This is a genomic window from Pseudomonas sp. B2021, from assembly GCF_018135665.1.
Lineage (GTDB): Bacteria > Pseudomonadota > Gammaproteobacteria > Pseudomonadales > Pseudomonadaceae > Aquipseudomonas > Aquipseudomonas lactis.
The window spans coordinates 5,369,254-5,392,016 of the sequence record NZ_SMOF01000001.1 but is presented as its reverse complement, the minus strand read 5'-3'; the positions used below and the strand labels follow the sequence as shown (position 1 = coordinate 5,392,016).

The window sequence follows — 22,763 nt, the reverse complement described above, 5'->3', positions numbered from 1 at the left end:
CTCGGTGTATCAGTGACACCGAGGTGATGCCATCGCAGGCAAGCCAGCTCCCACATTTCGTTCTGCGTCATATAGGGAGAACCATGGATGACCGCCGCCGTACCTGCACTGCGCCCCGAAGGCACCCTCGGCCTGATCGCCCCCGCCGGCCCCGCCGCGCTGGATGTTGAAAAAGCCGGGCAATGGATGCGTGCCCGTGGCTACCAATTGCACATTTTCCCCGGGGTGTACGAGCACGACGGCTACCTGGCCGGTAGCGATGAAGTGCGCCTGCGCGATTTGCATGCCGCCTTCGCCAACCCCGACATCGATGCCATCCTCTGCCTGCGTGGCGGCTATGGCACGCCCCGTTTGCTCGATGCGCTGGACTTCGACCTGCTGCGTGCCAACCCCAAACCGTTCGTGGGCTACAGCGATATCACCGCCTTGCACCTGGCGATCAACCGCTACGCGGGCTTTGTGACATTCCACGGCCCGATGCTCAATGCCGACCTGCTCGGCGGCAAACAGCCGCCCACCGAGTCCTCCTTGTTCAGCCTGCTACGTGGCCAAAGGGGCGCCGGCAGTGTGTTGCCGCACCCGATGGCCTACCCGCTGACAACAATCGAGCCAGGTGTGGCCTGTGGGCGCTTGCTGGGCGGTAACTTGTCGATGATCGCCGCGGTCATGGGCACGCCGTACGAAATAGACGCTGACGGCATCATCCTGTTTATCGAAGACGTCAACGAACCGCTCTATCGCATCGACCGTCTGCTGACCCACCTGCGCCTGGCTGGCAAGCTGGCTCAGGTCGCCGGTGTGCTGGTAGGGGATGTGGCTGGTGTGGATAGCGGGGCATTGGCACGTCTGCTGAAGCAGACCTTTGAGCCGCTGTGCGTGCCAGTGCTGGCAGGCTGGCGCAGTGGGCATTGCGACCCGAACCTGACATTGCCGATGGGCGCCTTGGTGCGCCTGGATGCGGGGGAGCAGCGGGTGGTGTTGGAGCAGGATGTAGTGTTCAAGGCCTGATCGTTCCCACGCTCTGCGTGGGAATGCCTCCAGTGACGCTCTGCGTCACCCTCTTCAGCCGCCGACGCGGAGCGTCCAAGGCAGCGCTCCCACGCAGAGCGTGGGAGCGATCACTTCAGCGGTTCTGCAGCGATTCCAGCAACTTCACCGTCGGATACCCATCCGCCGGCCAGCCCAGCGCCTGCTGCGCAGCCCGAATCGCCTTGCGCGTGTTGGCGCCAATAATCCCGTCGGCATTACCCGCGTCATACCCTTTGGCGCTGAGCGCCGTTTGCAGGTCAATACGTTGCGAACGGCTCAGCGGCAGCTCATCCTTTGGCCAACTGCCGCGAATCACACCGCCGCCGCCAAATCGCTCCGACAGCAAACCAACCGCCAGTGCATAGGACGACGAATTGTTGTACTTGAGGATCGCGCGGAAGTTATCCAGCACCAGGAACGCCGGGCCGCGGTAGCCAGCCGGCAGCAGCAGGGCGGCGGACAGTTGGTCGACATTCGCCGGCAGGCTCACGCCAGGCGGCAGTTGGATGCCCAGTTGCAGCCATTGAGCGACCGTTTTGCGCACGCCGCCATCGGCCAGGCTGTAGTCGAAGCCCGACGGCAGCGGCTGCACTTCAACGCCCCACGGCTGGCCTTTCTGCCAGCCGGAGCTTTGCAGGTAATGCGCGGTGGAGGCGAGGGCGTCGGACGGGCTGTTCCAGATATCGCGGCGACCGTCACCGTCGAAGTCCACGGCGTGGGTGTTGTAGGTGGTCGGGATGAACTGGGTCTGGCCCATCGCCCCGGCCCACGAACCTTTCATCTGGTCAGCCTGGATATCGCCATGCTGGATGATCTGTAGCGCCGCCAGCAGCTGCGCTTGCGCAAAGGCAGGGCGACGGCCTTCATAGGCCAGGGTGGCCAGGGAGCGGATCACCGAGTTATTGCCCTGGAAAGCGCCGAAGTTGCTCTCCATACCCCACACCGAGACCAGCGCCTGGCGGTCGACACCATAGCGCTGCTCGATGCTTTGCAGAATATCGGCGTACTTGACCAGCAGTGCCTGGCCATTGCGCACGCGCACCGGCGACAGTGCTCCGTCGAGGTATTCCCACACCGGGCGGGAGAATTCCGGTTGGCTGCGGTCGGCGCGAATCACCGCCATATCAGGGGTGACGCCGGCAAAAGCGTTATCGAACACGGCCGCAGTGATCCCGGCCTGCAGCGCTTGAGCGCGGAAGCCAGCCTGCCATTCGGCAAAGGTCTGGGTCGGTTGGATGTCGAGATTGTCCACCGCCAATGGGGCAACCACGGCGGGCGCGATAGCCGGGGCCGTCTGGAGCTTGGGCAGGGGTTGAGCGTCCGCAGCGGTAGGTTTTTCGGCGCAGGCGACAAGCAGAATGAGGCTGGAGGCAGCGATCAATTGGCGCAGGTGCCAATGACGAGAAAGACGAGAGGGCATGCACAGGTCCAGGGGTTACAAATCAGGTACAGACCTTATCATGCCAGAGGGGCGCTTGCCTTCAGGCAGCCAGAAAGTAAGAAGCCTCCCAGCTATTAGACTGGAAGGCTTCGCGGCGGTAGCTGCCTTTGCCCTTGCCGGCGCGTTCCTGGCGGCTGCGGAACAAGGGCTGGGCGATGATGGATTTGGCCTTGTTGGGGCCATGCTTGGATGGCTTTTTGCTCATGGTGGGGTCTCTCGCTTGGGGTGGAATGCAGCGGTGCAAATCATCTGCCGAAGTGGGCCGGCTGTAAAGCCCGTCGATAGGTGGGAAATGTCGCAAATAAGCGGTGGGCAGAGTCAATGTGGGAGCTGTTGTACAGAGGTGGTTATTCGGCGGGCAGAGACAGGCGCTGGCCGGCCATCAACAGCGACAAACGGCTCAGGCTCATCCATGGTGAGCCGGCTGCCTGGCCCTTGATCTGTGCGTCGATGCGCTGCGCTTCCAGCAACAGTTGCGCCCAGCGTTGCGCCGAGTGCCGTTGCAGGGCTTTGCTCATCAGGGGTTTGCGCTTGTCCCACACCGGTGGCCTGGCCTGGCTGAAGCATTTGTCCAGCGGTGTGCCTTGGCTGTATTGCAGGGCAATGTTCGCCAGCACTCGCAGCTCCCGGGCCAGCGCCCAGAGAATCACCGGCGGTTCTACCCCTTCGCCACGCAAGCCCTCGAGCATACGCAGCGCGTGGGCGGGCTCACCGTTGAGGATCGCATCGACCAGGCCGAACACATCAAAGCGAGCGCTATCGGCCACTGCGCCTTGTACGGTTTCGACAGTGATTTGCCCATCCTCGGCCATCAGCTTGAGCTTTTCGATCTCCTGGGCGGCGGCAAGCAGGTTGCCCTCGACCCGGGCGGCGATCAGCTCTACGGCATCTTGCGTCGCTGAAAGCCCCGACTGTGACAGGCGCTGACGAATCCACTGCGGCAACTGGCTGCTGTCCACTGGCCAGATCTGGATGAACTGGGTTTGCGCACCTTCTACCAGTGCCTTGCCCCACTTGGTTTTCTGCGCGCTGCCGTCGAGCTTGGGCAGGCTGATCAGCAGCACGGTGTCTTCGGCAGGGCGCGAGCAGTATTCCATCAACGCCGCGGCGCCTTTGTCACCCGGTTTGCCCGAGGGCAGGCGCAATTCCAGCAGGCGCTTTTCGGCGAACAGCGACATGCTTGCGCCGGCTTGCAGCAGGGTACCCCAGTCGAAACTGGCGTCAGCGCTGAACACCTGGCGTTCATCGAAGCCTTGCTGGCGCGCGGCGGTGCGGATAGCGTCGGCGGCTTCCTGGCACAGCAGCGGGTCATCACCGCTGACGATATACACAGGCGCAAGACCACCTTGCAGGTGTTTGGCGAGTTGGGCAGGGGCAAGTTTCATAGGCGGGGCGAACGGGGCGCCAGCGGCGCCCCGTCTGGCTTACTCGACAGGGACTTCAACAGGCGATTGTTTCGGCGTGTTGTCTTCATATTCCTGCGCGGCTTTCAGGGCGTCGGCGTCAGCCTTGGCCTTGTTGTCGGCCACTTGCTGCAGCTCAGCCAGTTTTTCCGGGGTGAGCATTTGCAGGCGAGTCATCATGCGCTGGATCAGCTCACGACGCATTTCCTTGCGCACCTGGAGGGTCTCGGAGTCCGAACCCACCAGGTTGTTGCCATCGTGGCTCACCACTTTCTGCACCTGGATCTTGTCACCCATCAACGGCAACTGATCACGGCCTTGTATTTCGAACATCAGCGCCGTGTTCAATTCAACGTCGGACGCACGGCCAGCACTGGCGTAGCTGATATTGCGTTGGGTTTCGCGCTCATCCGTCAGGATCAGTTTGTAGGTGGCGCCGTTGTACACGTGCACACCGCTGTTTTCCAGGGTCTGGCGCAGCTGGGTGACGGTTTCGCCGTAGGCGTTGCGGGCGCTGACGTCGAGTTCCTTGAGCGACAGCTCATTGGTGCCGGTGCCGCGCAGCTGGAAGCCGCAAGCGCTCAACAGCACGGCAAGGCCCATAACCAGCAGATTGCGTTTGATCATTTTGTTGCTCCCCTTGAAACCAGGTGGGCCTTGTCGGGCCCTAAAGGTTTAGTTCGGCGCAGAGCCCAAGCCCTGCGCCCGATCCGATTTAGCTGGCGACGATATTGACCAGTTTGCCGGGCACCACGATCACCTTGCGGATGGTCAGGCCTTCGGTAAAGCGCAGCACGTTCTCATTGATACGTGCAGCTGCTTCAACCTCTTCACGGCTGGCGCTGGCCGGCATGTCGATCTGGCCACGCAGTTTACCGTTAACCTGGATGACCAGTTGCAGCGTGTCCTGTACCAGGGCGCTGTCATCCTGCACCGGCCAGGCGGCATCGATGACGGCACCGCTGTGGCCCAGGCGGCTCCACAGTTCATGGCTGATGTGCGGCGTGATCGGCGCGAGCAACAGGGTAACTGTTTCCAGGCCTTCCTGGATCAGCGCACGGTCTTGTTCGGTCGCCTGCGGGGCTTTTTCCAGCACGTTCATCAGCGTCATCACCTGGGCGATGGCGGTGTTGAATTTGTGGTTCTGCCCGACGTCCTGGCTGGCCTGGCGAATAGCCAGGTGGATGCTGCGGCGAACGGCTTTCTGCTCATCGTTCAAGGCGTCGATGTCCAGCTTGCCCGGCAGGCCCTGGCTGACATGGGCGTGGGCCAGGCGCCAGACGCGCTTGAGGAAACGGTGCGAACCTTCAACGCCAGAGTCGGACCATTCGGCGCTCATGTCAGGCGGAGAGGCGAACATCATGAACAGGCGGCAGGTGTCGGCGCCGAACTGATCGATCATCGACTGTGGGTCGACGCCGTTGTTCTTCGACTTGGCCATCTTCTCGGTGCCGCCGATTTCCACCGGCAGGCCGTCGGCTTTCAACTTGGCGCTGATGACCTTGGCTTTGCTGTCACGCTCAAGCTCGACATCCGCCGGGTTGAACCAGGTGTAGGCGCCATTGGCTTCGCGACGATAGTAAGTGTCGGCGATCACCATGCCCTGGGTCAGCAGGTTCTTGAATGGCTCATCGGAGCTCACCAGGCCTTCGTCACGCATCAGCTTATGGAAGAAGCGCGCATACAGCAGGTGGAGGATGGCGTGTTCGATGCCACCGATGTACTGATCCACCGGCAACCAATGGTCGGCTGCGGATTTCTCCACCAGGCCACCTTCATAATGCGGCGAGGCATAACGAGCGTAGTACCACGAGGACTCCACGAAGGTGTCCATGGTGTCGGTTTCACGCTTGGCCGGTGCGCCGCACTTAGGGCAGCTGCACTCGTAGAACTCCGGCATGCGTGCCAACGGCGAGCCAGCGCCATCCGGCACCACGTCTTCTGGCAACACGACCGGCAGTTGGTCTTCCGGTACCGGCACGTCGCCGCAGGTTTGGCAGTGGATGATCGGGATCGGGCAGCCCCAGTAGCGCTGGCGGCTGATGCCCCAGTCGCGCAGGCGGAACTGGGTGCGCGAGGCACCGAGGTTTTTCTGGATCAGGGCAACTTCCATGGCATCGAAGGCGCCCTGGAAGTCCAGGCCGTCGAATTCGCCGGAGTTGATCAGCGTGCCGTGCTCGCCGTAGGCGTCTTGCCACGGAGCGGGGTTGGTGTCGCCCGAGCTGGTGCGCACGACCGACTTGATCGGCAGGCTGTACTTGGTAGCGAATTCGAAATCGCGCTCGTCGTGGGCCGGCACGGCCATGACGGCGCCATCGCCGTAGTGCATCAATACGTAGTTGGCGACCCAAACCGGCAGTTTCTCGCCGGTCAGCGGGTGCTCGACGAACAGGCCGGTTGGCAGGCCTTTTTTCTCCTGGGTGGCGACGTCGGCTTCGGCCACGCTGCCGCCTTTGCATTCAGCGATGAACGCCTGCAGCTCAGGGTTGTTCTGTGCGGCCTGGGTGGCCAGCGGGTGTTCGGCGGCCACGGCGACGTAGGTCGCGCCCATCAGGGTGTCTGGGCGGGTGGTGAAGACCTTGAGTGCGCCCGCTTCGCCGATGGAGTCGACGTTGTACGGGAACTGCACTTCCATGCCCTTGGATTTGCCGATCCAGTTGCGCTGCATGGTCTTGACTTGTTCAGGCCAGCCCGGCAGATCGTCGAGGCTCGACAACAGTTCATCCGCGTAGGCGGTGATCTTGAAGTAGTACATCGGGATTTCGCGCTTTTCGATCAGCGCGCCGGAACGCCAGCCGCGACCGTCGATAACCTGTTCGTTGGCCAGTACGGTCTGGTCGATCGGGTCCCAGTTCACGGTGCCGCTTTTTTTGTAGATCACACCTTTTTCGAACAGGCGAGTGAACAGCCATTGTTCCCAACGGTAGTAATCCGGCTTGCAGGTGGTGACCTCGCGGGACCAGTCCACCGCCAGGCCCAGGCTGCGCAGCTGGGTCTTCATGTAGGCGATGTTTTCGTAGGTCCACTTGGCGGGCGCCACGTTGTTTTTCATCGCGGCGTTTTCTGCCGGCATGCCGAAGGCGTCCCAACCCATAGGTTGCAACACGTTCTTGCCGAGCATGCGCTGGTAGCGCGAAATCACGTCGCCGATGGTGTAGTTGCGCACGTGCCCCATGTGTAGCTTGCCGCTGGGGTAAGGGAACATCGATAGGCAGTAGTAAGTCTCCTTGCCTGGCTGTTCACTGACTTCAAAGGACTTTTGCTCGTCCCAGAAGGTTTGGGCGGCATTTTCTATTTCACGGGGCTGATATTGTTCGTGCATGGCTACTTTTGAACTGGATAGGGGTGGCCTAATCCTCTTCGGTGCACTGTCCGGGTTGTTCGACACCAAGAAGCGGCGCGTCCGTGCCCAAACCCTGCGGGAAGTGGAGTTACAGGAAGCGCCGTAGCATACATGACCCCACTCTATCGAGGGAAACCCTGATTGCGCGGCAAGGGCCGTCTGTCGCGGCACCGGGCAGGCGCAGCCACGGGGGCTACGCTGTTTAGTGGGGAGCAAGTATTTCTTCAATGAGGTGAGGGGATGGTTGAATCGCAGCGAACTTTAACGAAACCGCAGTTGTATGAAGGATTGATCGACCGTTTGGGTCGGGCATTGGATGCCGCAAGAACCGCAGGCCGATTGCGTGATGAACGGCCCCTGGAGCTGGAGTTGCGAGGCTTGAGCCAGGCGGAACTTGAATTGATCAAGAACTACCTGGCGTTGAATCACGACCGCGCCTCCCATGGGCAGGCTTCCCCGCCCGCTCATTCGGCCAAGGTCATCTGGCTCAAAGACCTGGCGACCGGCCGCGGGCCAGAGAACTTCCGGTCCGTGCGGTGCAAGTGAGCCACGCGTTATCCGTTAGCGTTATCAAAATGTTGTCGGTAAGGATTGTTGCAAAACCCCGATGCATCTAGGCTGCGGGCATCTTTGGAGATGCCCGATGCCTTTTCGTTATTTCATTAAACAACTGTTGTTGCCGCCCGGTATTTTTCTGCTGTTGCTGGCGTGTGCTTGGTGGTTTCGCCGCAGCCGTCCACGCCTGGCGGGCTTGTGCTTTGCCCTCGGGCTGGGCGGGATGTGGTTGATCAGCCTGCCAGTGATGGTGCAGTGGGGCGCCCGTGTCCTGGAGACAGAACCACCTTTGGCCCGGGAAGACTGGGCCACCTTGGCCCAGCGTGCCGACGCGATTGTGGTGCTGGGCTCGGGGCGCGAGCGCGGTGACGTTGCCTGGGGCAGCGACCAGCCCACCGGTATTGGCCTGGAGCGTGAGCGTTTTGCCGCGCGGCTGGCCAAAGCATCCGGTTTGCCAGTGCTGACCAGCGGTGGCTTGCACTACGGCACGCCGCCCAGTGAGGCCGAGCTGATGGCCGTGTCGATGCAGGATGACTTCGGTGTCACCGTGCGCTGGAAAGAAGAACGCAGCCGCACTACCTGGGAAAACGCCCAGATGAGCGCCGAGATTTTGTTGCCGCAAGGCATCAAGCGTGTAGTGGTAGTGACCCAGGCCTGGCACATGCCGCGTTCGGTGTGGAGTTTTGAAAAGGCGGGTTTCACCGTGGTGCCAGGGCCGGTGGGCTTTCTGGGTGTGGACCATGGCCGACCGCTGGGTGGCTGGATGCCGGAGGTCAAGGCGGTGTGGCAAAGCGGGCAGTTGATCAATGAAGCGGTGGGGCAGGTGGGGTATCGGTTGTTTTACCGGTAGGCGCAACACAGGAGATCAAAATGTGGGAGCAGGCAAGCCAGCTCCCACAGGTCAGAGCGTTTTGGACATTCGTGCAGCCAGCAGAGCCCAGCCAAACAATGCCAGGCACACAATGATCAACGGCCACGAACGCCATTGCAGGTACGGCGTGAGGTTATGCATCGGCACCACCTCCCCATAGAGAATGCCGCGCTCAAACTGCGGGATCTGCGCGGTGATCTGCCCAAACGGGTTGATCAGCCCGGTCACGCCGTTGTTGGTGGCGCGGATCATCCAGCGGCCAGCCTCCAATGCACGCATCTGCGCCATTTGCAGGTGCTGCAGCGGGCCGATGGAGCGGCCGAACCAAGTGTCGTTGCTGATGGTCAGCAGCAGGTCGCTCTGGGCCGACAGGCCGGCGGCGAATTCGGGGTACACCACTTCATAGCAAATGAACGGCGCAATCTGATAACCCTTGGCCTGCAGCATGGCCTGGTCAGAAGGGCCGCGGGCGAAGTCCGACATGGGCAGGTCGAAGAAGGCAATCAGCCCGCGCAACATGTCCTGCAACGGCACGTACTCGCCAAACGGCACCAGTTTCTGCTTGAGGTAGGTGCCGTCGCCTTCACCGACCACGGTGATGCCGTTGAAGTAGCGCTTCTGGTGGTGCACTTCCTGGCGAATCGGTACGCCGGTGATCAGCGCGGTGTCCCGGTCGGCGGCAAACTTGCCCATCATGCCCAGGTAGCCCTCCACGGACTCCTTGAGCACCGGCACGGCGGTTTCCGGCCACACCAGCAGGTCGACGCGCTTGGAGCTCAGGCTCATGTCGCGGTACAGCGCCAACTGTGCATTGAGCTGGTCGGGGTCCCACTTCATGCTTTGCTCGACGTTGCCCTGGATCGCGGCCACGCTCAGCGGCGCGCCAGACGGCGATGTCCAGGCGTGATGCTTGAGCGCCAGGCCAATGGCCCAGGGCGCAACCAGCAATAACAGGCCCGCGCCGATGAAGGCATTGCGCTTGCTCGCCAGCAGGCGCGGCAGGTTGCACAGCAATGCGGCAGTGAGTGCCAGGGCGAAGGAAATCAGCCACATCCCGCCCACTGGCGCGAGGCCGGTCAACGGCCCGTCGAGTTGACTGTAACCGGAGTACAACCACGGGAAACCGGTGAGGAACCAGCCACGAAAGGCTTCCTGGCCGACCCACAACGCGGCGAACGTCAATGCGTCCGCCAGCGGTGCTTCGTTACGGCGCAACCAGCGCGCCCACAGCCAGGCGGGCAGGGCAAAGAACCAGGCGATGGCGGCAGTGAATAGCAGCATCAGGAACCCCGCCAGCAACACCGAAGCGCCGCCGAAGTGGTGGATGCTGTAGTAGATCCAACTGGTGCCGGCACCAAACAGGCCGAAGCCGAAACACCAGCCACGGCCCAGGGCCTGGCGGGGTGAGAGCTCCCGCAGGCCGATATAGAACAGGCCGACCGCTACCAGCGCCAACGGCCAGATATCGAACGGCGCCAGCGCCAGAGTTGTGATGGCGCCGGCCACCACGGCCAGCAAATTACCGGGCCAGCCGGGTGCGATCATACGGCGCATGTCAGTCCTTAGCGGGCGATAGGTGTCAAACGGATCAGATGGATACGACGGCTATCGGCATTGAGGATGCGGAAGCGATACGCACCGATCTCGGTGGTTTCATTGCGCTTGGGCAAATGCCCGAACGCACTCATCACCAGGCCGCCGACGGTGTCGAACTCATCGTCCGAGAACTCGCTGTCGAAGAACTCGTTGAAGTTCTCGATCGGCGTCAGCGCCTTGATCAGGAAATCACCGCTGGGCAGCGGCTTGATGTAGCTGTCTTCTTCGACGTCGTGCTCGTCTTCGATGTCGCCGACGATCTGCTCCAGCACGTCCTCGATGGTGACCAGGCCGGCCACGCCGCCATATTCGTCAATCACAATGGCCATGTGATTGTGGTTGGCGCGGAACTCGCGCAGCAGCACATTCAGGCGCTTGGACTCCGGCACGAAGGTGGCCGGGCGCAGCAGGTCCTTGATGTTGAAGCTGTCGCCGTTCTCCTTGAGGATCAACGGCAGCAAGTCCTTGGCCAGCAGGACACCCATGACATCGTCATGGCTTTCACCGATCACCGGGTAGCGCGAATGCGCCGAGTCGATCACGGCCGGGAGGAATTCCCGTGGGGTCTGTGTCGCCTTGATGCTGATCATCTGCGAGCGCGGGACCATGATGTCGCGTACTTGCAGGTCAGCCACCTGGATGGCGCCTTCGACGATGGCCAGCGCTTCGCTGTCCAGCAATTTGTTCTGGTGTGCATCGCGCAGCAGCTCCAAGAGCTCCTGGCGGTTTTTCGGCTCGTGGGCAAAAGCCTGGGTCAGTTTACCCAACCATGACTTCTGCCCGTTGCTCGATCGGTCTTCGCTCATAGCGATTACTCTAAATCCTTTGATATGACAATTGAGTGTTGATCAGCTTTCGTCGTCTGCATACGGGTCGCGGTGACCCAGTTCTGCAAGCAACGTTCGTTCCAGTGCTTCCATTTCCTCGGCTTCGTCATCGTCTATATGGTCGTAACCCAAGAGATGCAAGCAGCCGTGGATGACTAGATGGGCCCAATGGGCCTCAAGTTCCTTACCTTGTTCCGCCGCTTCGCGCTCGACCACCGCGACGCAGATCACCAGGTCGCCCAGCAACGGGATATCCAGCAATTCGTCGGGTACGTCGGCTGGGAAGGACAGCACGTTGGTGGCGTAGTCTTTCTGGCGCCAGGTGTGGTTCAGCTCACGGCCTTCGGCCTCGTCCACCAGACGAATGGTCAGCTCCGAGTCGGCGGTGCGCTGGCGCAAGGCCAGTTCACACCATTGGCGGAACTGGGCTTCGCTGGGGGCGGGCGCGTCGGTGGCCAGCTGCAGGTCTAGCTCAAGCATCGTGGCGAGCGTCCTTGGCGGGCGCGTCGTCGCGGTGTTCGAAACGCTCATAGGCTTCGACAATACGCTGCACCAGCGGGTGGCGCACCACGTCCTTGGGCATAAAGTGCGTGAAGCTGATACCCGGCACGTCCTTGAGCACCTCGATCACCTGGCCCAGGCCCGACTTGGTGCCCTTGGGCAGGTCGACCTGGGTGATGTCGCCCGTGATCACGGCGGTTGAGCCGAAACCGATACGGGTGAGGAACATCTTCATCTGCTCGACGGTGGTGTTCTGGCTTTCGTCGAGGATGATGAAGCTGTTGTTGAGCGTACGGCCGCGCATGTAGGCCAGCGGGGCGATCTCGATCACCTGGCGCTCGATCAGCTTGGCCACGTATTCAAACCCGAGCATCTCGTACAGCGCGTCGTAGAGCGGGCGCAGGTACGGGTCGATCTTCTGGGCCAGGTCGCCGGGCAGGAAGCCGAGCTTTTCGCCGGCCTCGACCGCAGGGCGCACCAGCAGGATGCGCCGCACTTGCTCGCGCTCCAGGGCGTCGACGGCGCAGGCCACTGCCAGGTAGGTCTTGCCGGTACCGGCCGGGCCGATGCCGAAGTTGATGTCGTTGCCGAGGATTTCCTTGACGTACTTCTGCTGATTCAAGCCGCGTGGGCGAATCATGCCTTTTTTGGTACGCAAGGCCACGCTGGCTTCGGCCACCGGGTTATTGGCCAGGTCTTGCACAGCCGATTCCTGCAGGTACAGGTGCACGGTCTCCGGCGACAGCTCGCTACCCTTGGTTTCACGGTAGAGACGGCGCAGCAGGTTTTCTGCAGACGTGGTGTGTTGGGGTTCACCAATGAGCTCGAACTGATTGCCGCGGTTGCGGATCTCGATGCTCAGGCGTTGTTCGATCAGGCGCAGGTGCTCGTCGAACTGTCCGCACAGGTTGGCGAAACGGCGAGCCTCAAAAGGCTCGAGGATAAAACGATGGGGTTCTGCTATGGGTGCGTTCAAGGTTGCTTTTAGCCGCCCTTTGGCTGATGAGGTGAGAGAGAGAATAACGCCAGGCGTCGGTGTGCGAAAGCACTTAAATAGCCTGGCCCCACTCTCGATAACCCTGAAGAATCCCTGTGGGAGCTGGCTTGCCTGCGATAGCGGTCGGTCAGTTGGCACATAGGGCACTGATACATCGCTATCGCAGGCAAGCCAGCTCCCACATTTTGATCTTCATCCGGTCAGCGAGATCAGTTGATCAACGAGCCACGCAACGAGTGTGGCTGCGCCGCATCTATGTGCACATCGGCAAACTGGCCGATCAGCGTAGGATTATCGCAGCGGAAGTTGACGATTCGGTTGTTCTCGGTACGCCCCTGCAATTCACCCGGGTCTTTCTTTGAATAATCGGTGACCAGAATGCGCTGGATCGAACCGACCATTTGTCGGCTGATTTCAAAGCCTTGCTGATTAAGGCGATGTTGCAGCGCGTTCAAACGCTCTTTTTTCAACGCTTCCGGGGTTTCATCCAGCAGGTCGGCAGCCGGGGTGCCCGGGCGCTGGCTGTAGACGAACGAGTAGGAGAAGTCGAAACCGACGTCTTCGATCAGCTTCATGGTCTGCAGGAAGTCTTTCTCGGTTTCGCCCGGGAAGCCGACGATAAAGTCCGAACTGATGCAGATGCCCGGCACGGCGGCGCGCAGTTTGCGCAATTTGGATTTGTATTCCAGCGCGGTGTGGTTGCGCTTCATCGCCGACAGAATGCGGTCCGAACCCGATTGCACCGGCAAGTGCAGGTGCTTGACCAGCTCTGGCACTTCGGCGTGGGCCTGGATCAGGCTGTCGGAAAACTCCAGCGGGTGCGAGGTGGTGTAGCGGATGCGCTCGATGCCGTCGACGGCGGCGACCACGCGGATCAATTCCGCCAGGTCGGCCAGGCGGCCGTCATCGGTCTGGCCACGGTAGCCGTTGACGTTCTGGCCCAGCAAGGTGACTTCGCGCACGCCGTTTTCAGCCAGGTGGATGATTTCTGCCAGCACATCGTCAAACGGCCGGCTGACCTCTTCGCCACGGGTGTAAGGCACCACGCAGAAGGTGCAGTACTTGCTGCAACCTTCCATCACCGACACATAGGCGCTCGGTCCGTCGATACGCGGTTCGGGCAGATGGTCGAATTTTTCGATTTCGGGGAACGACACGTCCACCTGCGGCAGCTTGGTGACGCGTGCGGCGTCGATCATTTCCGGCAGGCGGTGCAGCGTTTGCGGGCCGAACACCACATCGACATAGGGCGCGCGGTCGCGGATCGCGGCGCCTTCCTGGCTGGCCACGCAACCGCCGACGGCGATCACCATGTCCGGGTTGGCCAGTTTCAATTCGCGCCAGCGGCCCAACTGCGAATACACACGGTCCTGGGCCCGCTCGCGGATCGAGCAGGTATTGAGCAGGATCACGTCGGCATCTTCGGCGCGGGCAGTGACTTCCAGGGCCTGGTGTTCGCCCAGCAAGTCGACCATGCGCGAGCTGTCGTACTCGTTCATCTGGCAACCGTGGGTTTCGATGTAAAGCTTCTTGGCCATGGGAATCGTCAACTGGTGGTAAAGAACCGCGCATTATAGGGGGCATGCCCATTGGTTCCTAGCGCTGTGCATCGGGTGCCATGCTATAGTTCGCGCCCTCTTTTATATCCCCATGTGTTGTTCGCCCACCATGACCAAACGTGAAGCTCCAATCTATAAGGTGATTTTCCTCAACCAGGGCCAGGTGTTCGAAATGTACGCCAAGCAGATCTATCAAAGCGATCTGTGGGGCTTCCTGGAGGTGGAAGAGTTCGTCTTTGGCGAGCGCACCCAGTTGGTGGTCGATCCGGGCGAAGAAAAGCTCAAGGCCCAGTTCGAAGGCGTGGTGCGCAGCTTTGTGCCGATGCATTCGATTGTGCGCATCGATGAAGTCGAGCGCCTGGGGACGCCGAAGATCAGCGAAGCACGGGGCACGAGCAATGTGATGCCGTTTCCGATGCCGATGCCTGAGAAGTAGGGCTTTAGACCGAGTCGCGCCTATCGCTGGCTTGCCTGCGATAGCGATGTAAGGTCTACAAAAAAAATCAGGGAAGGGGTGAGAACGGCGAACGCCCATCGGCGCTCTGCAATTCCTGCAGGTAGTTGCGGAAAATCTGCCCCAGCACCTGGGTCGCCACTTCCAGTTCATCGCGCTGCATGTGCTCGGCGACTTCGTCGGCGGTGTCCAGTGCGTCTTCAGCGCCGTTGACCGCGGCCATTTTCAGCACGATGTACGCCTGGACGTTGTTGGCCGGCACGCCTTCGCCTTTGAAGAACATGTTGCCCAACTGGTATTGCGCTTGGGCGTGGCCCTGCAACGAGGCTTTCTCGAAGTAGCTCAACGCTTTGTTGAGGTCAACGGCCGGGTTCTTGCTGTCGTGGTAGTACTCGCCCAACTCGTATTGCGCCTGTGCATCCCCGTCCTCGGCCTGTTTCTGGCACGCGCTCAGGGCTTCGGCCTGGCTGTCTGGCTGGGTATTGAGGGTGCAACGACCCATCGCTGGGATTAACAACGAGTTGCCGCCGGCCTGGGCATGTGCCAGTAGCGGTTGAAGGAGCAACAGGCAGCCCAGAACCAGGGTGCGGCCGGTGCGTTTCATGGGAATCGACTTACCTCTGACGGGGCGCGGGACCCTCGGGGGAGTCCAATAAGCGCGCATTATGAAATAAGCAGGCCTCTGCTTACAAAGTCTTTACTCGTTTTTCTGCTGCTTGGGCAAGTTATCTGCCGGATTGCAGGGCAATTCTCGAAAAAACCAGGAATTGTCTGTAAGCAAAGTAGCAAATCTGACGCTGCCAGGGGCAACGTCAGAGGTTGCCGTCACTTATTTCAGGGCCGCGAAGGCGCGCTCGGCAGCATCCAGGGTCAATTTCAGTTCGGCTTCGCCATGGGCAATCGAGGTGAAGCCAGCTTCAAAGGCGCTCGGTGCCAGGTACACGCCGCCTTCGAGCATCAGGTGGAAGAAGCGCTTGAACAGCTCGGCATCGCTGCCCATCACGTCATCGAAGGTGACGATATCGTCGGCGCCGCTGAAGTACAGGCCGAACATGCCACCGGCCTGGGTGGTCACGAACGGGATGCCGGCGGCGTCGGCGCGTTGTTGCAGGCCGTCGAGCATGCGTGTGGTGTAGTCGGTGAGCTCGGCGTGGAAGCCCGGGCGGCTGATCAGGCGCAGGGTGGTCAGGCCGGCGGCCATTGCCAGCGGGTTACCCGACAAGGTGCCTGCCTGGTAGACCGGGCCGAGCGGGGCGATGTGTTGCATGATCTCGCGCTTGCCGCCGAAGCAGCCTACCGGCATGCCGCCGCCGATGATCTTGCCGAAGGTGCTCAGGTCTGGCGTGACGCCGTAGTAAGCCTGGGCGCCACCGAGGGCGACCCGGAAACCGGTCATCACTTCGTCAAAAATCAGCACCACGCCATGCTTGTCGCACTGCTCGCGCAGGCCCTCAAGGAAACCCGGGGCCGGTGGCACGCAGTTCATGTTGCCGGCAACCGGCTCGACGATGATGCACGCCACGTCCTGGCCGATTTCGCTGAGCATCTGCTCGACGGCCGCGATGTCGTTGAACGGCAGGGTCAGGGTGTGCTTGGCGAACGCCGCAGGTACGCCAGCGGAATTGGGTACGCCTTGGGTCAGCGCGCCGGAGCCGGCTTTTACCAGCAGGCTGTCGGAGTGGCCGTGGTAGCAGCCTTCGAACTTGATGATGTTGTCGCGGCCGGTGAAACCACGGGCCAGGCGGATCGCGCTCATGGTCGCTTCGGTGCCGGAGCTGACCATGCGTACCATCTCCATCGACGGCACGATCGAGCAGACCAGGTCGGCCATCTCGGTTTCCATCGCGGTCGGGGCGCCGTAGGACAAGCCGTGTTGCAGTTGCTGGCGCACCGCGTCGAGCACGTCCGGATGGCTGTGGCCGAGGATCATCGGGCCCCAGGAGCCGACGTAGTCGACATAGCGCTTGTCGTCTTCATCGGTGACGTAGGCGCCTTCGGCATGCTTGAAGAACAGCGGCGTGCCGCCCACGCTCTTGAACGCACGCACGGGGGAGTTCACACCGCCGGGGATGTGTTTCTGGGCGTTGGCAAACAGGGTTTCGGAACGGGACATGGTCGGGCTCTCTAAACTGAAGATTTAAGAAGGACGTTGAACGCGCGGGCGCGGCGGGTGACTTCCTGGGTGCTGTCGGCACCGAACAGGCCGTGGACCACGGCGAGCAGGTCGGCCCCGTGGGCCACCAGCGGCTCGGCGTTTTCCAGGGTGACGCCGCCGATCACGCAGATCGGCAGGTGCAGGCGCTTGCGGGCCTGGGCCAGCATGTCAACGGTGGCGGCAGGTGCGCCGGGTTTGGTCGTGGAATTGAAGAAGCGGCCAAAGGCGACGTAGCTGGCGCCTTCTTTGGCGGCCTGTTCGGCCAGTTCGATCTGGCTGTGACAGGTAGCGCCGATGATCGCCTTGGCGCCGAGCAGTGCCCGGGCCGAGGTCAGCGGGCCGTCGGTCTGGCCCAGGTGCACGCCGACGCCCAGGCGCGCGGCCAGTTCGGCATCGTCGTTGATGATCAATTGAGTCTTGTAGCGCGAGCACAGCTCATACAGCTTTTCGGCTTCACGCAGGCGGCGTGCCTCGTCGCTGCTTTTGTCGCGGTACTGCAACAGGGTGACGCCACCGTCCAGCGCCGCCTCGACGTAGGCGAGGAATTTGCCGGCCAACAGCTGGCTGTCGGTAATGGCGTAAAGGCCGCGTAGTTTCATCGGGCAAACCCCTTGCTGACGAGCGATAAGTTACGAGCAGAAATCCAGCGGCAATCGGCGCGGCACGAACTGGCCCTGGCCGAGTTGTTCGGCATCGCGCAGGGTACGCCACGTGTAGTTGAGGGCCGTTTGCACGGCGCTGGCCAAGCCTTCGCCCTGGGCAATGCGCCCGGCCAGCGCACTGGCCAAGGTGCAACCCGAACCGTGATAACTGCCGGGCAAGCGCTGGCAGGTAAAGGTGTGGCGCGTGCCGTCGCGGCTGTACAGGCGGTTGTGCACTTCGTGCTCGTCGCCATGGCCGCCGGTGATCAGCAGGTGCTTGATGTACGGCAGCAGCTTCTCGGCGCAGTCGTCGGCGCTGCCGTCGGGCAGTTCCGCAAGGATGCGCGCTTCGGGCAGGTTGGGGGTGGCGATCAATGACAGGGGCAGCAGCCGCTCGCGCATCGCATAGCCGACCTCGTCCTTGCCCAGGCTACCGCCGCCGCCGGCGCGCAGCACCGGGTCGCAGACCACCGGCAAATGCGGGTGCGCCTGCAGCAGTTCGACCACGGTGTCGACCATCGCGGTGGAGCCGAGCATGCCCAGCTTGACCGCCGCGACTTCAGAGTCGCCGAGCACGGCATTGGCCTGGGCCAGTACCCACTCACGGTCAAGCACGCGGAAATCACTGACATTGACGGTGTTTTGCACGGTCAACGCGGTGACGGCCGGGGCCGCGTGGCAACCCTGGGCGAGCAGGGCTTCGATATCTGCCTGCAGGCCGGCGCCACCACTGGGGTCGTGGCCGGAGAGACAGAGGACAACGGGGCGAGAGCAGTAGATATTCATGGTGCGCGAGCTTACCACCAAACGCTTTTTGCGTGGCTGTCTGGCGATGGCAGAAGTTTGCCGCTGCGGCGCGACTTGCCGTGGCTGCGCGCTGCACGGAAATGAGCTGAAAGCATTGCCCTAGAGCTGTCCTAAAAAAAGATCCAGCAGTGGCTAATGGCTTTTACTGGCTATGCTAAAGTGCATCCAAACAACTTACTGTATCGCCGGTGTACGTCTTCTCAAAAGGAATGGGGGGCTTTTGACACAACCGGACCAGGCTACGCTGGGGCTCTATGCGCTATTTGCTGATTTTTTTATTGTGCGGGCTGCCGATGCTCGCCAGCGCCGTCGAGTTCAACCAGGACACGCGAAGCCTCCCGTTGGGCCGGGTCATGCAAGTGCTCGAAGACCCAACCGATGCCCTGACCATCGCCGATGTCAGCTCCCCCGCCTATGCCGCCCAGTTCAAGACCCATGACAAAGACACCCTCAATGCCGGCTATTCACGCTCGGTGTTCTGGCTGAAGGTCAACCTGCACTACACCGCCACAGACCCCCGCGCGCCACGTACCTGGTTTCTGGAGCTGGCCTACCCGCCGCTCAATCGCCTGGACCTTTACCAGAACGACGGTACCGGGAATTACCGCCTCACCGCCCGAACCGGCAGCGCGTTGCCGTTTTCCAGCCGAGAGGTGAGCCAGAGCAACTACCTGTTCAAGCTCAGCTTCTTGCCCGAGCAGCAACAAACCGTCTACCTGCGCTTGCAAAGCCAAGGCTCGATCCAGGCACCGCTGACATTATGGGCCGGCACCGCCTACATGGAGGAGCAGCCGCTGCGCTTGTACGTACTCGGCGCCATCTACGGTGTGTTGCTGGGCATGCTGATCTACAACCTGTTCATCTACCTGAGCGTGCGCGACACCAGCTACCTCTATTACATCCTCTATATCGCCTCGTTCGGCTTGTATCAGCTGTCGGTCAATGGTGTGGCGGTGGAGTACTTCTGGCCGAACAACCCGTGGTGGGCGAATGCGGCGGTGCCCTTCCTGATCGGCTCGGCGGCTTTGTTCGGCAGCCTGTTCGCGCGCAGCTTCCTGCACACCGCGCAGCACAGCCGCTGGCTCAACCGCATCCTGCTGGCGCTCGCAGCCTGTGGTGGGTTGGTGATGGCGCTGGCGTTGTTGACCAGTTACGCCGTGGCCCTGCGCCTGGCCACTGCGCTGGCGCTGGTGTTTACCGTGACCATCTTCGTGGCGGCCATCAAGGCCTGGTACTGCGGGCAGCGCATGGCGCGTTATTTCATCATCGCCTGGTCGGCCTTTCTGCTCGGCGGGGTGGTCAATACCCTGATGGTGCTGGGTTACCTGCCTAACGTGTTCCTGACCATGTACGCCAGCCAGCTCGGCTCGGCCATTGAAGTGGCGCTGTTGTCCCTGGCCCTGGCCGACCGCATCAACGGCATGCGCGAACAACAGGCGCAGATTCTGCTCGATGCCAGCCAGAAACTCGAAGCGCTCAACCAGCAACTGGCCCGCAGCAACCGCCTTAAAGACGAATTTCTCGCCACCCTGACCCACGAATTACGCACGCCGATGAACGGTGTGATCGGCTCGCTGGAGCTGATGCAAACCGTGTCATTGGACGATGACCTGACGCAGTACCAGCAAACCGCCGCCGGCTCGGCGCGGGACATGATGCGCATGGTCAACGGCATCCTCACCCTCACCGAGTTGCAGGCCGGTCGCCTGGTGGCCCAGCCGCAGGTATTCAGCCTGCGCGGCGCGCTCGATACCTTGCGCCAGCAATTCACCGGCAGCGCCCAGAGCAAAGGCCTGGCGTTCTCCATTGATGTGGCCGATGAGGTGCCGGATCGGCTGATCGGCGATGCCGACAAACTGCTCCAGTGCCTGGATTGCCTGCTCGATAACGCCTTCAAATTCACCCACGTCGGCGCGGTGCGCTTGCGAGTGGTGGGCGTGCCCCAAGGGGATGGCGCCTTGCACCTGAGCTTTATCGTCACCGACACCGGTATCGGCTTCGCCTTTCTCGATGAGGCCACGCTGTATCAGCGTTTCTTTCAGTTGGACGGCTCGATGACGCGTGAATACGGCGGCCTGGGCATTGGCCTGGCGATCTGCCGGCAGTTAATCGAACTGCTGGGCGGGCGCCTGACCCATCATTCTGAGCCCCGTAAAGGCAGTCGCTTCCAGTTGGAAGTGGACGTCAGCGCCGTGCCGCAGCAGGTGACGCCCGCCACGCAAACGCTGCCTGCACAGCGTGCGCCTCAGGAGTGCACGGTACTGTTGGTGGACGACAACAGCGTGGGCCAACTGGCGGTGCGTGGCATGTTGCTCAAGCTGGGTTACCGGGTCAAAACCGTGGACAGCGGCCCGGCGGCACTCGCTGCATTGCAAGGGCATAGCTTCGACGCCGTGCTGCTGGACGTACCTGAGGGTGGCTTTTCGTTGTGCTGTCAGATTCGCGCATTGCCTGGCTGCGGTGAATTGCCGGTGATCGCCCTGAGCTCTTCGCCCAATGGGCCGGAGCGTGAGCGCTGCCATGGCATTGGCATGACGGATCGGCTGGCCAAGCCGGTGCGTTTCGTTGCTTTGCAGGCGGCACTTGAACGTAGCGTGCTGTGCGCGGATGAGGGTGAAAGCGCCGAACATTCGGCGCGTATGCCACTTTTTTAAGCGCGATGGCGATGCTTAACTGGAAAAACCGGCCTCAATCGATCTGTGTTTTTTTGTAGGAGCGAGCTTGCTCGCGAAGAACCTCAACGATAACGCGCCCCTCCTGGGTTAGCGCGTTGCTCTCAGGTTTTTCGCGAGCAAGCGCGCTCCTACAGGCAGCCTGAAATCGATGCGGCCTTTTTTCCAGGAGGCCCGTCATGAACCTGCATCAGTTTGCCGAAACCCACGACGTCACCAACCAGCCACCGTCCCTGGACGGCACCAACCTGTATCGCATCGACTTGCCTTTGCAGGAATGGTCGCGCCGCTTTGGCGCTGGCTGGGCCGAGTCGCGCATGGATGCCTACGGCGCGCTGGCGGGTGGGCCGTTGATGGTAGCCGGGTTCCTGGCCAACCAGAACAAACCGGTGTTCAGCAGCCATGACCGTTATGGCCATCGCATCGACCTGGTGGAGTTTCACCCGGCTTATCACGAGCTGATGCGCACCGCCGTCGAACATGGCCTGCCGTCGCTGCCGTGGGCCCATCCGCAGGCTGGCGCCCATGTGGCGCGTGCGGCGATGACCTACCTGCACAGCCAGGCCGAAGCCGGCAGCGGCTGCCCGTTGACCATGACCTTCGCCTGCGTTCCGGCCCTGCGCCTGCAACCGGAGCTGGCGGACCTCTGGCTGCCTAAAGTGCTCAGTACCCAATACGACCCGCGCAATGTCGGCATCGCGCATAAGGCCGGCGCCACTATCGGCATGGCCATGACCGAGAAGCAGGGCGGCACCGACGTGCGCGCCAACACCACCCGCGCTTACCCCGTGGGAGCGGGCGGCGCAGGCCAAGCCTATGAACTGGTGGGGCACAAGTGGTTCTGCTCGGCACCGATGTGCGATGGTTTCCTGACCCTGGCCCAGACCGACAAGGGCCTGACCTGTTTCCTGCTGCCCCGGCACCGCCCGGATGACACGCGCAACGAGTTCTACATCCAGCGCTTGAAGAACAAACTCGGCAACTGCTCCAACGCCTCCAGCGAAGTGGAATTTCGCGGCGCCCTGGCGTGGATGGTCGGTGAAGAAGGCCGCGGCGTTCCAACCATCATCGAAATGGTCGCCATGACCCGCTTCGATTGCATGGTCGGCTCCAGCGCCTTGATGCGCCAGGCGCTGACCCAGGCCAGCCATCACTGCGCCCACCGCCAGGTGGGTGGCCGGGTGCTCAGCGAGCAGCCGCTGATGCAGAACGTGCTGGCCGACCTGGCCCTGGAAAGCGAAGCGGCCCTGGCCTTGAGCCTGCGCATGGGGCGCGCCCTGGATCATCTTGATGATGCGCATGAAGCCAAATTCGCCCGGCTGGTCACGGCCGTGGGCAAATACTGGATCTGCAAGCGCGCGCCCGCGATGATCAACGAAGCCGCCGAATGCATGGGCGGTGCCGGGTATGTGGAGGACAGCATCCTGCCGCGGCTTTACCGCGAGGCACCGGTGAATTCGACGTGGGAAGGTTCCGGCAATGTGCAGTGCCTGGACGTATTGCGTGCACTGTCCAAAGAGCCGGGAGTACTCGAAGCGCTGTTCGTGGAGCTGGGCGATGGCCACGGCCACAAACAGTTGGCGCGGCATATCGAGCAGTTGAAGGCGGCGTTCATGGACACCCAGGATATCCAGTATCGGGCGCGGCAACTGACCGAGGACATCGCCCTGGCGTTGCAGGCCAAGTTGCTGTTGGAGGCGGGTAATGCGGCGGTCAGCGATGGGTTTATTGCCAGCCGGCTGGGTGAATCGTCGGGGCGGGTATACGGCACCTTGCCGCGTGGCGTCGACGTGGAAGCGATTGTCGCCCGCTCAACCCCGCAATCCCTCTGAATAAACACAGTCCAAATGTGGGAGCTGGCTTGCCTGCGATAGCGGTCTATCAGCTACATAATTGCTGGCTGGACCACCGC

At 61.8% G+C, this 22,763-nt stretch carries 20 protein-coding genes; 6 read left to right on the top strand and 14 right to left on the bottom strand.

All coding sequences use genetic code 11. The annotated features are described in order from the left end of the window. Window positions 1-87 precede the first annotated feature (87 nt). Window positions 88-1,008, top strand: coding sequence for an LD-carboxypeptidase (locus tag E1K68_RS24255; RefSeq protein WP_212614761.1), 921 nt, complete (start codon window positions 88-90; stop codon window positions 1,006-1,008). Between the two features lie 115 nt (window positions 1,009-1,123). On the opposite strand, the gene E1K68_RS24250 is transcribed toward E1K68_RS24255, so the two are convergent. The 5 genes from E1K68_RS24250 to leuS all read right to left on the bottom strand — a co-directional run bounded on the left by E1K68_RS24250 (window position 1,124) and on the right by leuS (window position 7,195). Beyond that, the gene (locus tag E1K68_RS24250) at window positions 1,124-2,449 is read right to left on the bottom strand and encodes a lytic murein transglycosylase (RefSeq protein WP_003194458.1); all 1,326 of its coding nucleotides are present in this window, start codon (window positions 2,447-2,449) and stop codon (window positions 1,124-1,126) included. A 61-nt stretch (window positions 2,450-2,510) separates the two neighbouring features. Further along, a complete protein-coding gene (gene arfA / locus E1K68_RS24245; RefSeq protein WP_003176285.1) occupies window positions 2,511-2,675 on the bottom strand; it encodes an alternative ribosome rescue factor ArfA in 165 nt (54 codons plus the stop codon). A gap of 142 nt (window positions 2,676-2,817) precedes the next feature. After that, entirely contained in the window at window positions 2,818-3,855 is a 1,038-nt protein-coding gene (gene holA / locus E1K68_RS24240) for a DNA polymerase III subunit delta (protein WP_186559427.1), read from the bottom strand. Window positions 3,856-3,894: 39 nt separating this feature from the next. Further along, a complete protein-coding gene (gene lptE / locus E1K68_RS24235; RefSeq protein ID WP_003194454.1) occupies window positions 3,895-4,500 on the bottom strand; it encodes an LPS assembly lipoprotein LptE in 606 nt (201 codons plus the stop codon). An 88-nt stretch (window positions 4,501-4,588) separates the two neighbouring features. Then, the gene (leuS, locus tag E1K68_RS24230; RefSeq protein ID WP_212614760.1) at window positions 4,589-7,195 is read right to left on the bottom strand and encodes a leucine--tRNA ligase; all 2,607 of its coding nucleotides are present in this window, start codon (window positions 7,193-7,195) and stop codon (window positions 4,589-4,591) included. A gap of 261 nt (window positions 7,196-7,456) precedes the next feature. Between leuS and E1K68_RS24225 the strand changes: the two genes are divergently transcribed. Then, complete coding sequence (locus tag E1K68_RS24225) at window positions 7,457-7,762, top strand: hypothetical protein (protein ID WP_020301951.1); 306 nt, start codon at window positions 7,457-7,459, stop codon at window positions 7,760-7,762. Window positions 7,763-7,859: 97 nt separating this feature from the next. Beyond that, complete coding sequence (locus E1K68_RS24220) at window positions 7,860-8,621, top strand: YdcF family protein (RefSeq protein WP_014720075.1); 762 nt, start codon at window positions 7,860-7,862, stop codon at window positions 8,619-8,621. A 51-nt stretch (window positions 8,622-8,672) separates the two neighbouring features. On the opposite strand, the gene lnt is transcribed toward E1K68_RS24220, so the two are convergent. The 5 genes from lnt to miaB all read right to left on the bottom strand — a co-directional run bounded on the left by lnt (window position 8,673) and on the right by miaB (window position 14,101). After that, a complete protein-coding gene (gene lnt, locus E1K68_RS24215) occupies window positions 8,673-10,196 on the bottom strand; it encodes an apolipoprotein N-acyltransferase (RefSeq protein ID WP_003194446.1) in 1,524 nt (507 codons plus the stop codon). A gap of 8 nt (window positions 10,197-10,204) precedes the next feature. Beyond that, window positions 10,205-11,044: an HlyC/CorC family transporter gene (locus E1K68_RS24210; RefSeq protein WP_003194444.1), complete on the bottom strand. Its 840-nt coding sequence runs from the start codon at window positions 11,042-11,044 to the stop codon at window positions 10,205-10,207. Window positions 11,045-11,086: 42 nt separating this feature from the next. Continuing rightward, complete coding sequence (ybeY, locus tag E1K68_RS24205; RefSeq protein ID WP_003194442.1) at window positions 11,087-11,545, bottom strand: rRNA maturation RNase YbeY; 459 nt, start codon at window positions 11,543-11,545, stop codon at window positions 11,087-11,089. Further along, entirely contained in the window at window positions 11,538-12,542 is a 1,005-nt protein-coding gene (locus E1K68_RS24200) for a PhoH family protein (RefSeq protein WP_003194440.1), read from the bottom strand. Before E1K68_RS24200 ends, ybeY begins: the two co-directional genes overlap by 8 nt. Window positions 12,543-12,772: 230 nt before the next feature. Beyond that, entirely contained in the window at window positions 12,773-14,101 is a 1,329-nt protein-coding gene (gene miaB / locus E1K68_RS24195; protein WP_212614759.1) for a tRNA (N6-isopentenyl adenosine(37)-C2)-methylthiotransferase MiaB, read from the bottom strand. A 130-nt stretch (window positions 14,102-14,231) separates the two neighbouring features. On the opposite strand from miaB, the gene E1K68_RS24190 reads away from it, so the two are divergent. Next, a complete protein-coding gene (locus E1K68_RS24190; protein ID WP_003194436.1) occupies window positions 14,232-14,558 on the top strand; it encodes a DUF1820 family protein in 327 nt (108 codons plus the stop codon). 67 nt (window positions 14,559-14,625) lie between these two features. Here E1K68_RS24190 and E1K68_RS24185 read toward each other — a convergent pair whose 3' ends face one another. The 4 genes from E1K68_RS24185 to E1K68_RS24170 all read right to left on the bottom strand — a co-directional run bounded on the left by E1K68_RS24185 (window position 14,626) and on the right by E1K68_RS24170 (window position 18,158). Further along, the gene (locus tag E1K68_RS24185; RefSeq protein ID WP_003194434.1) at window positions 14,626-15,180 is read right to left on the bottom strand and encodes a tetratricopeptide repeat protein; all 555 of its coding nucleotides are present in this window, start codon (window positions 15,178-15,180) and stop codon (window positions 14,626-14,628) included. 225 nt (window positions 15,181-15,405) lie between these two features. Beyond that, window positions 15,406-16,689, bottom strand: a complete 1,284-nt coding sequence (hemL, locus tag E1K68_RS24180) for a glutamate-1-semialdehyde 2,1-aminomutase (RefSeq protein WP_169856603.1) — start codon at window positions 16,687-16,689, stop codon at window positions 15,406-15,408. 11 nt (window positions 16,690-16,700) lie between these two features. Next, a complete protein-coding gene (gene thiE, locus E1K68_RS24175) occupies window positions 16,701-17,330 on the bottom strand; it encodes a thiamine phosphate synthase (RefSeq protein WP_034133769.1) in 630 nt (209 codons plus the stop codon). A 30-nt stretch (window positions 17,331-17,360) separates the two neighbouring features. Further along, the gene (locus E1K68_RS24170; protein WP_034133768.1) at window positions 17,361-18,158 is read right to left on the bottom strand and encodes a hydroxymethylpyrimidine/phosphomethylpyrimidine kinase; all 798 of its coding nucleotides are present in this window, start codon (window positions 18,156-18,158) and stop codon (window positions 17,361-17,363) included. Window positions 18,159-18,433: 275 nt separating this feature from the next. On the opposite strand from E1K68_RS24170, the gene E1K68_RS24165 reads away from it, so the two are divergent. Both E1K68_RS24165 and E1K68_RS24160 read left to right on the top strand, forming a co-directional pair. Beyond that, window positions 18,434-20,833 carry a hybrid sensor histidine kinase/response regulator gene (locus E1K68_RS24165; protein ID WP_212614758.1) on the top strand — a complete coding sequence of 800 codons (2,400 nt, stop codon included), beginning with the start codon at window positions 18,434-18,436 and terminating at the stop codon, window positions 20,831-20,833. Between the two features lie 197 nt (window positions 20,834-21,030). Continuing rightward, window positions 21,031-22,683: an acyl-CoA dehydrogenase family protein gene (locus E1K68_RS24160; protein WP_212614757.1), complete on the top strand. Its 1,653-nt coding sequence runs from the start codon at window positions 21,031-21,033 to the stop codon at window positions 22,681-22,683. The last annotated feature ends 80 nt before the right edge of the window (window positions 22,684-22,763 follow it).

What these genes read in the sequence shown, in the direction of transcription:
- miaB (WP_212614759.1), bottom strand. Translation starts at nt 14,101, where the DNA reads ATGGCCAAGAAGCTTTACATCGAAACCCACGGTTGCCAGATGAACGAG.
- E1K68_RS24185 (WP_003194434.1), bottom strand. Translation starts at nt 15,180, where the DNA reads ATGAAACGCACCGGCCGCACCCTGGTTCTGGGCTGCCTGTTGCTCCTT.
- lnt (WP_003194446.1), bottom strand. Translation starts at nt 10,196, where the DNA reads ATGCGCCGTATGATCGCACCCGGCTGGCCCGGTAATTTGCTGGCCGTG.
- E1K68_RS24250 (WP_003194458.1), bottom strand. Translation starts at nt 2,449, where the DNA reads ATGCCCTCTCGTCTTTCTCGTCATTGGCACCTGCGCCAATTGATCGCT.
- E1K68_RS24210 (WP_003194444.1), bottom strand. Translation starts at nt 11,044, where the DNA reads ATGAGCGAAGACCGATCGAGCAACGGGCAGAAGTCATGGTTGGGTAAA.
- E1K68_RS24165 (WP_212614758.1), top strand. Translation starts at nt 18,434, where the DNA reads ATGCGCTATTTGCTGATTTTTTTATTGTGCGGGCTGCCGATGCTCGCC.
- leuS (WP_212614760.1), bottom strand. Translation starts at nt 7,195, where the DNA reads ATGCACGAACAATATCAGCCCCGTGAAATAGAAAATGCCGCCCAAACC.
- thiE (WP_034133769.1), bottom strand. Translation starts at nt 17,330, where the DNA reads ATGAAACTACGCGGCCTTTACGCCATTACCGACAGCCAGCTGTTGGCC.
- E1K68_RS24220 (WP_014720075.1), top strand. Translation starts at nt 7,860, where the DNA reads ATGCCTTTTCGTTATTTCATTAAACAACTGTTGTTGCCGCCCGGTATT.
- E1K68_RS24160 (WP_212614757.1), top strand. Translation starts at nt 21,031, where the DNA reads ATGAACCTGCATCAGTTTGCCGAAACCCACGACGTCACCAACCAGCCA.
- E1K68_RS24190 (WP_003194436.1), top strand. Translation starts at nt 14,232, where the DNA reads ATGACCAAACGTGAAGCTCCAATCTATAAGGTGATTTTCCTCAACCAG.
- ybeY (WP_003194442.1), bottom strand. Translation starts at nt 11,545, where the DNA reads ATGCTTGAGCTAGACCTGCAGCTGGCCACCGACGCGCCCGCCCCCAGC.
- holA (WP_186559427.1), bottom strand. Translation starts at nt 3,855, where the DNA reads ATGAAACTTGCCCCTGCCCAACTCGCCAAACACCTGCAAGGTGGTCTT.
- hemL (WP_169856603.1), bottom strand. Translation starts at nt 16,689, where the DNA reads ATGTCCCGTTCCGAAACCCTGTTTGCCAACGCCCAGAAACACATCCCC.
- E1K68_RS24225 (WP_020301951.1), top strand. Translation starts at nt 7,457, where the DNA reads ATGGTTGAATCGCAGCGAACTTTAACGAAACCGCAGTTGTATGAAGGA.
- E1K68_RS24170 (WP_034133768.1), bottom strand. Translation starts at nt 18,158, where the DNA reads ATGAATATCTACTGCTCTCGCCCCGTTGTCCTCTGTCTCTCCGGCCAC.
- E1K68_RS24255 (WP_212614761.1), top strand. Translation starts at nt 88, where the DNA reads ATGACCGCCGCCGTACCTGCACTGCGCCCCGAAGGCACCCTCGGCCTG.
- lptE (WP_003194454.1), bottom strand. Translation starts at nt 4,500, where the DNA reads ATGATCAAACGCAATCTGCTGGTTATGGGCCTTGCCGTGCTGTTGAGC.
- arfA (WP_003176285.1), bottom strand. Translation starts at nt 2,675, where the DNA reads ATGAGCAAAAAGCCATCCAAGCATGGCCCCAACAAGGCCAAATCCATC.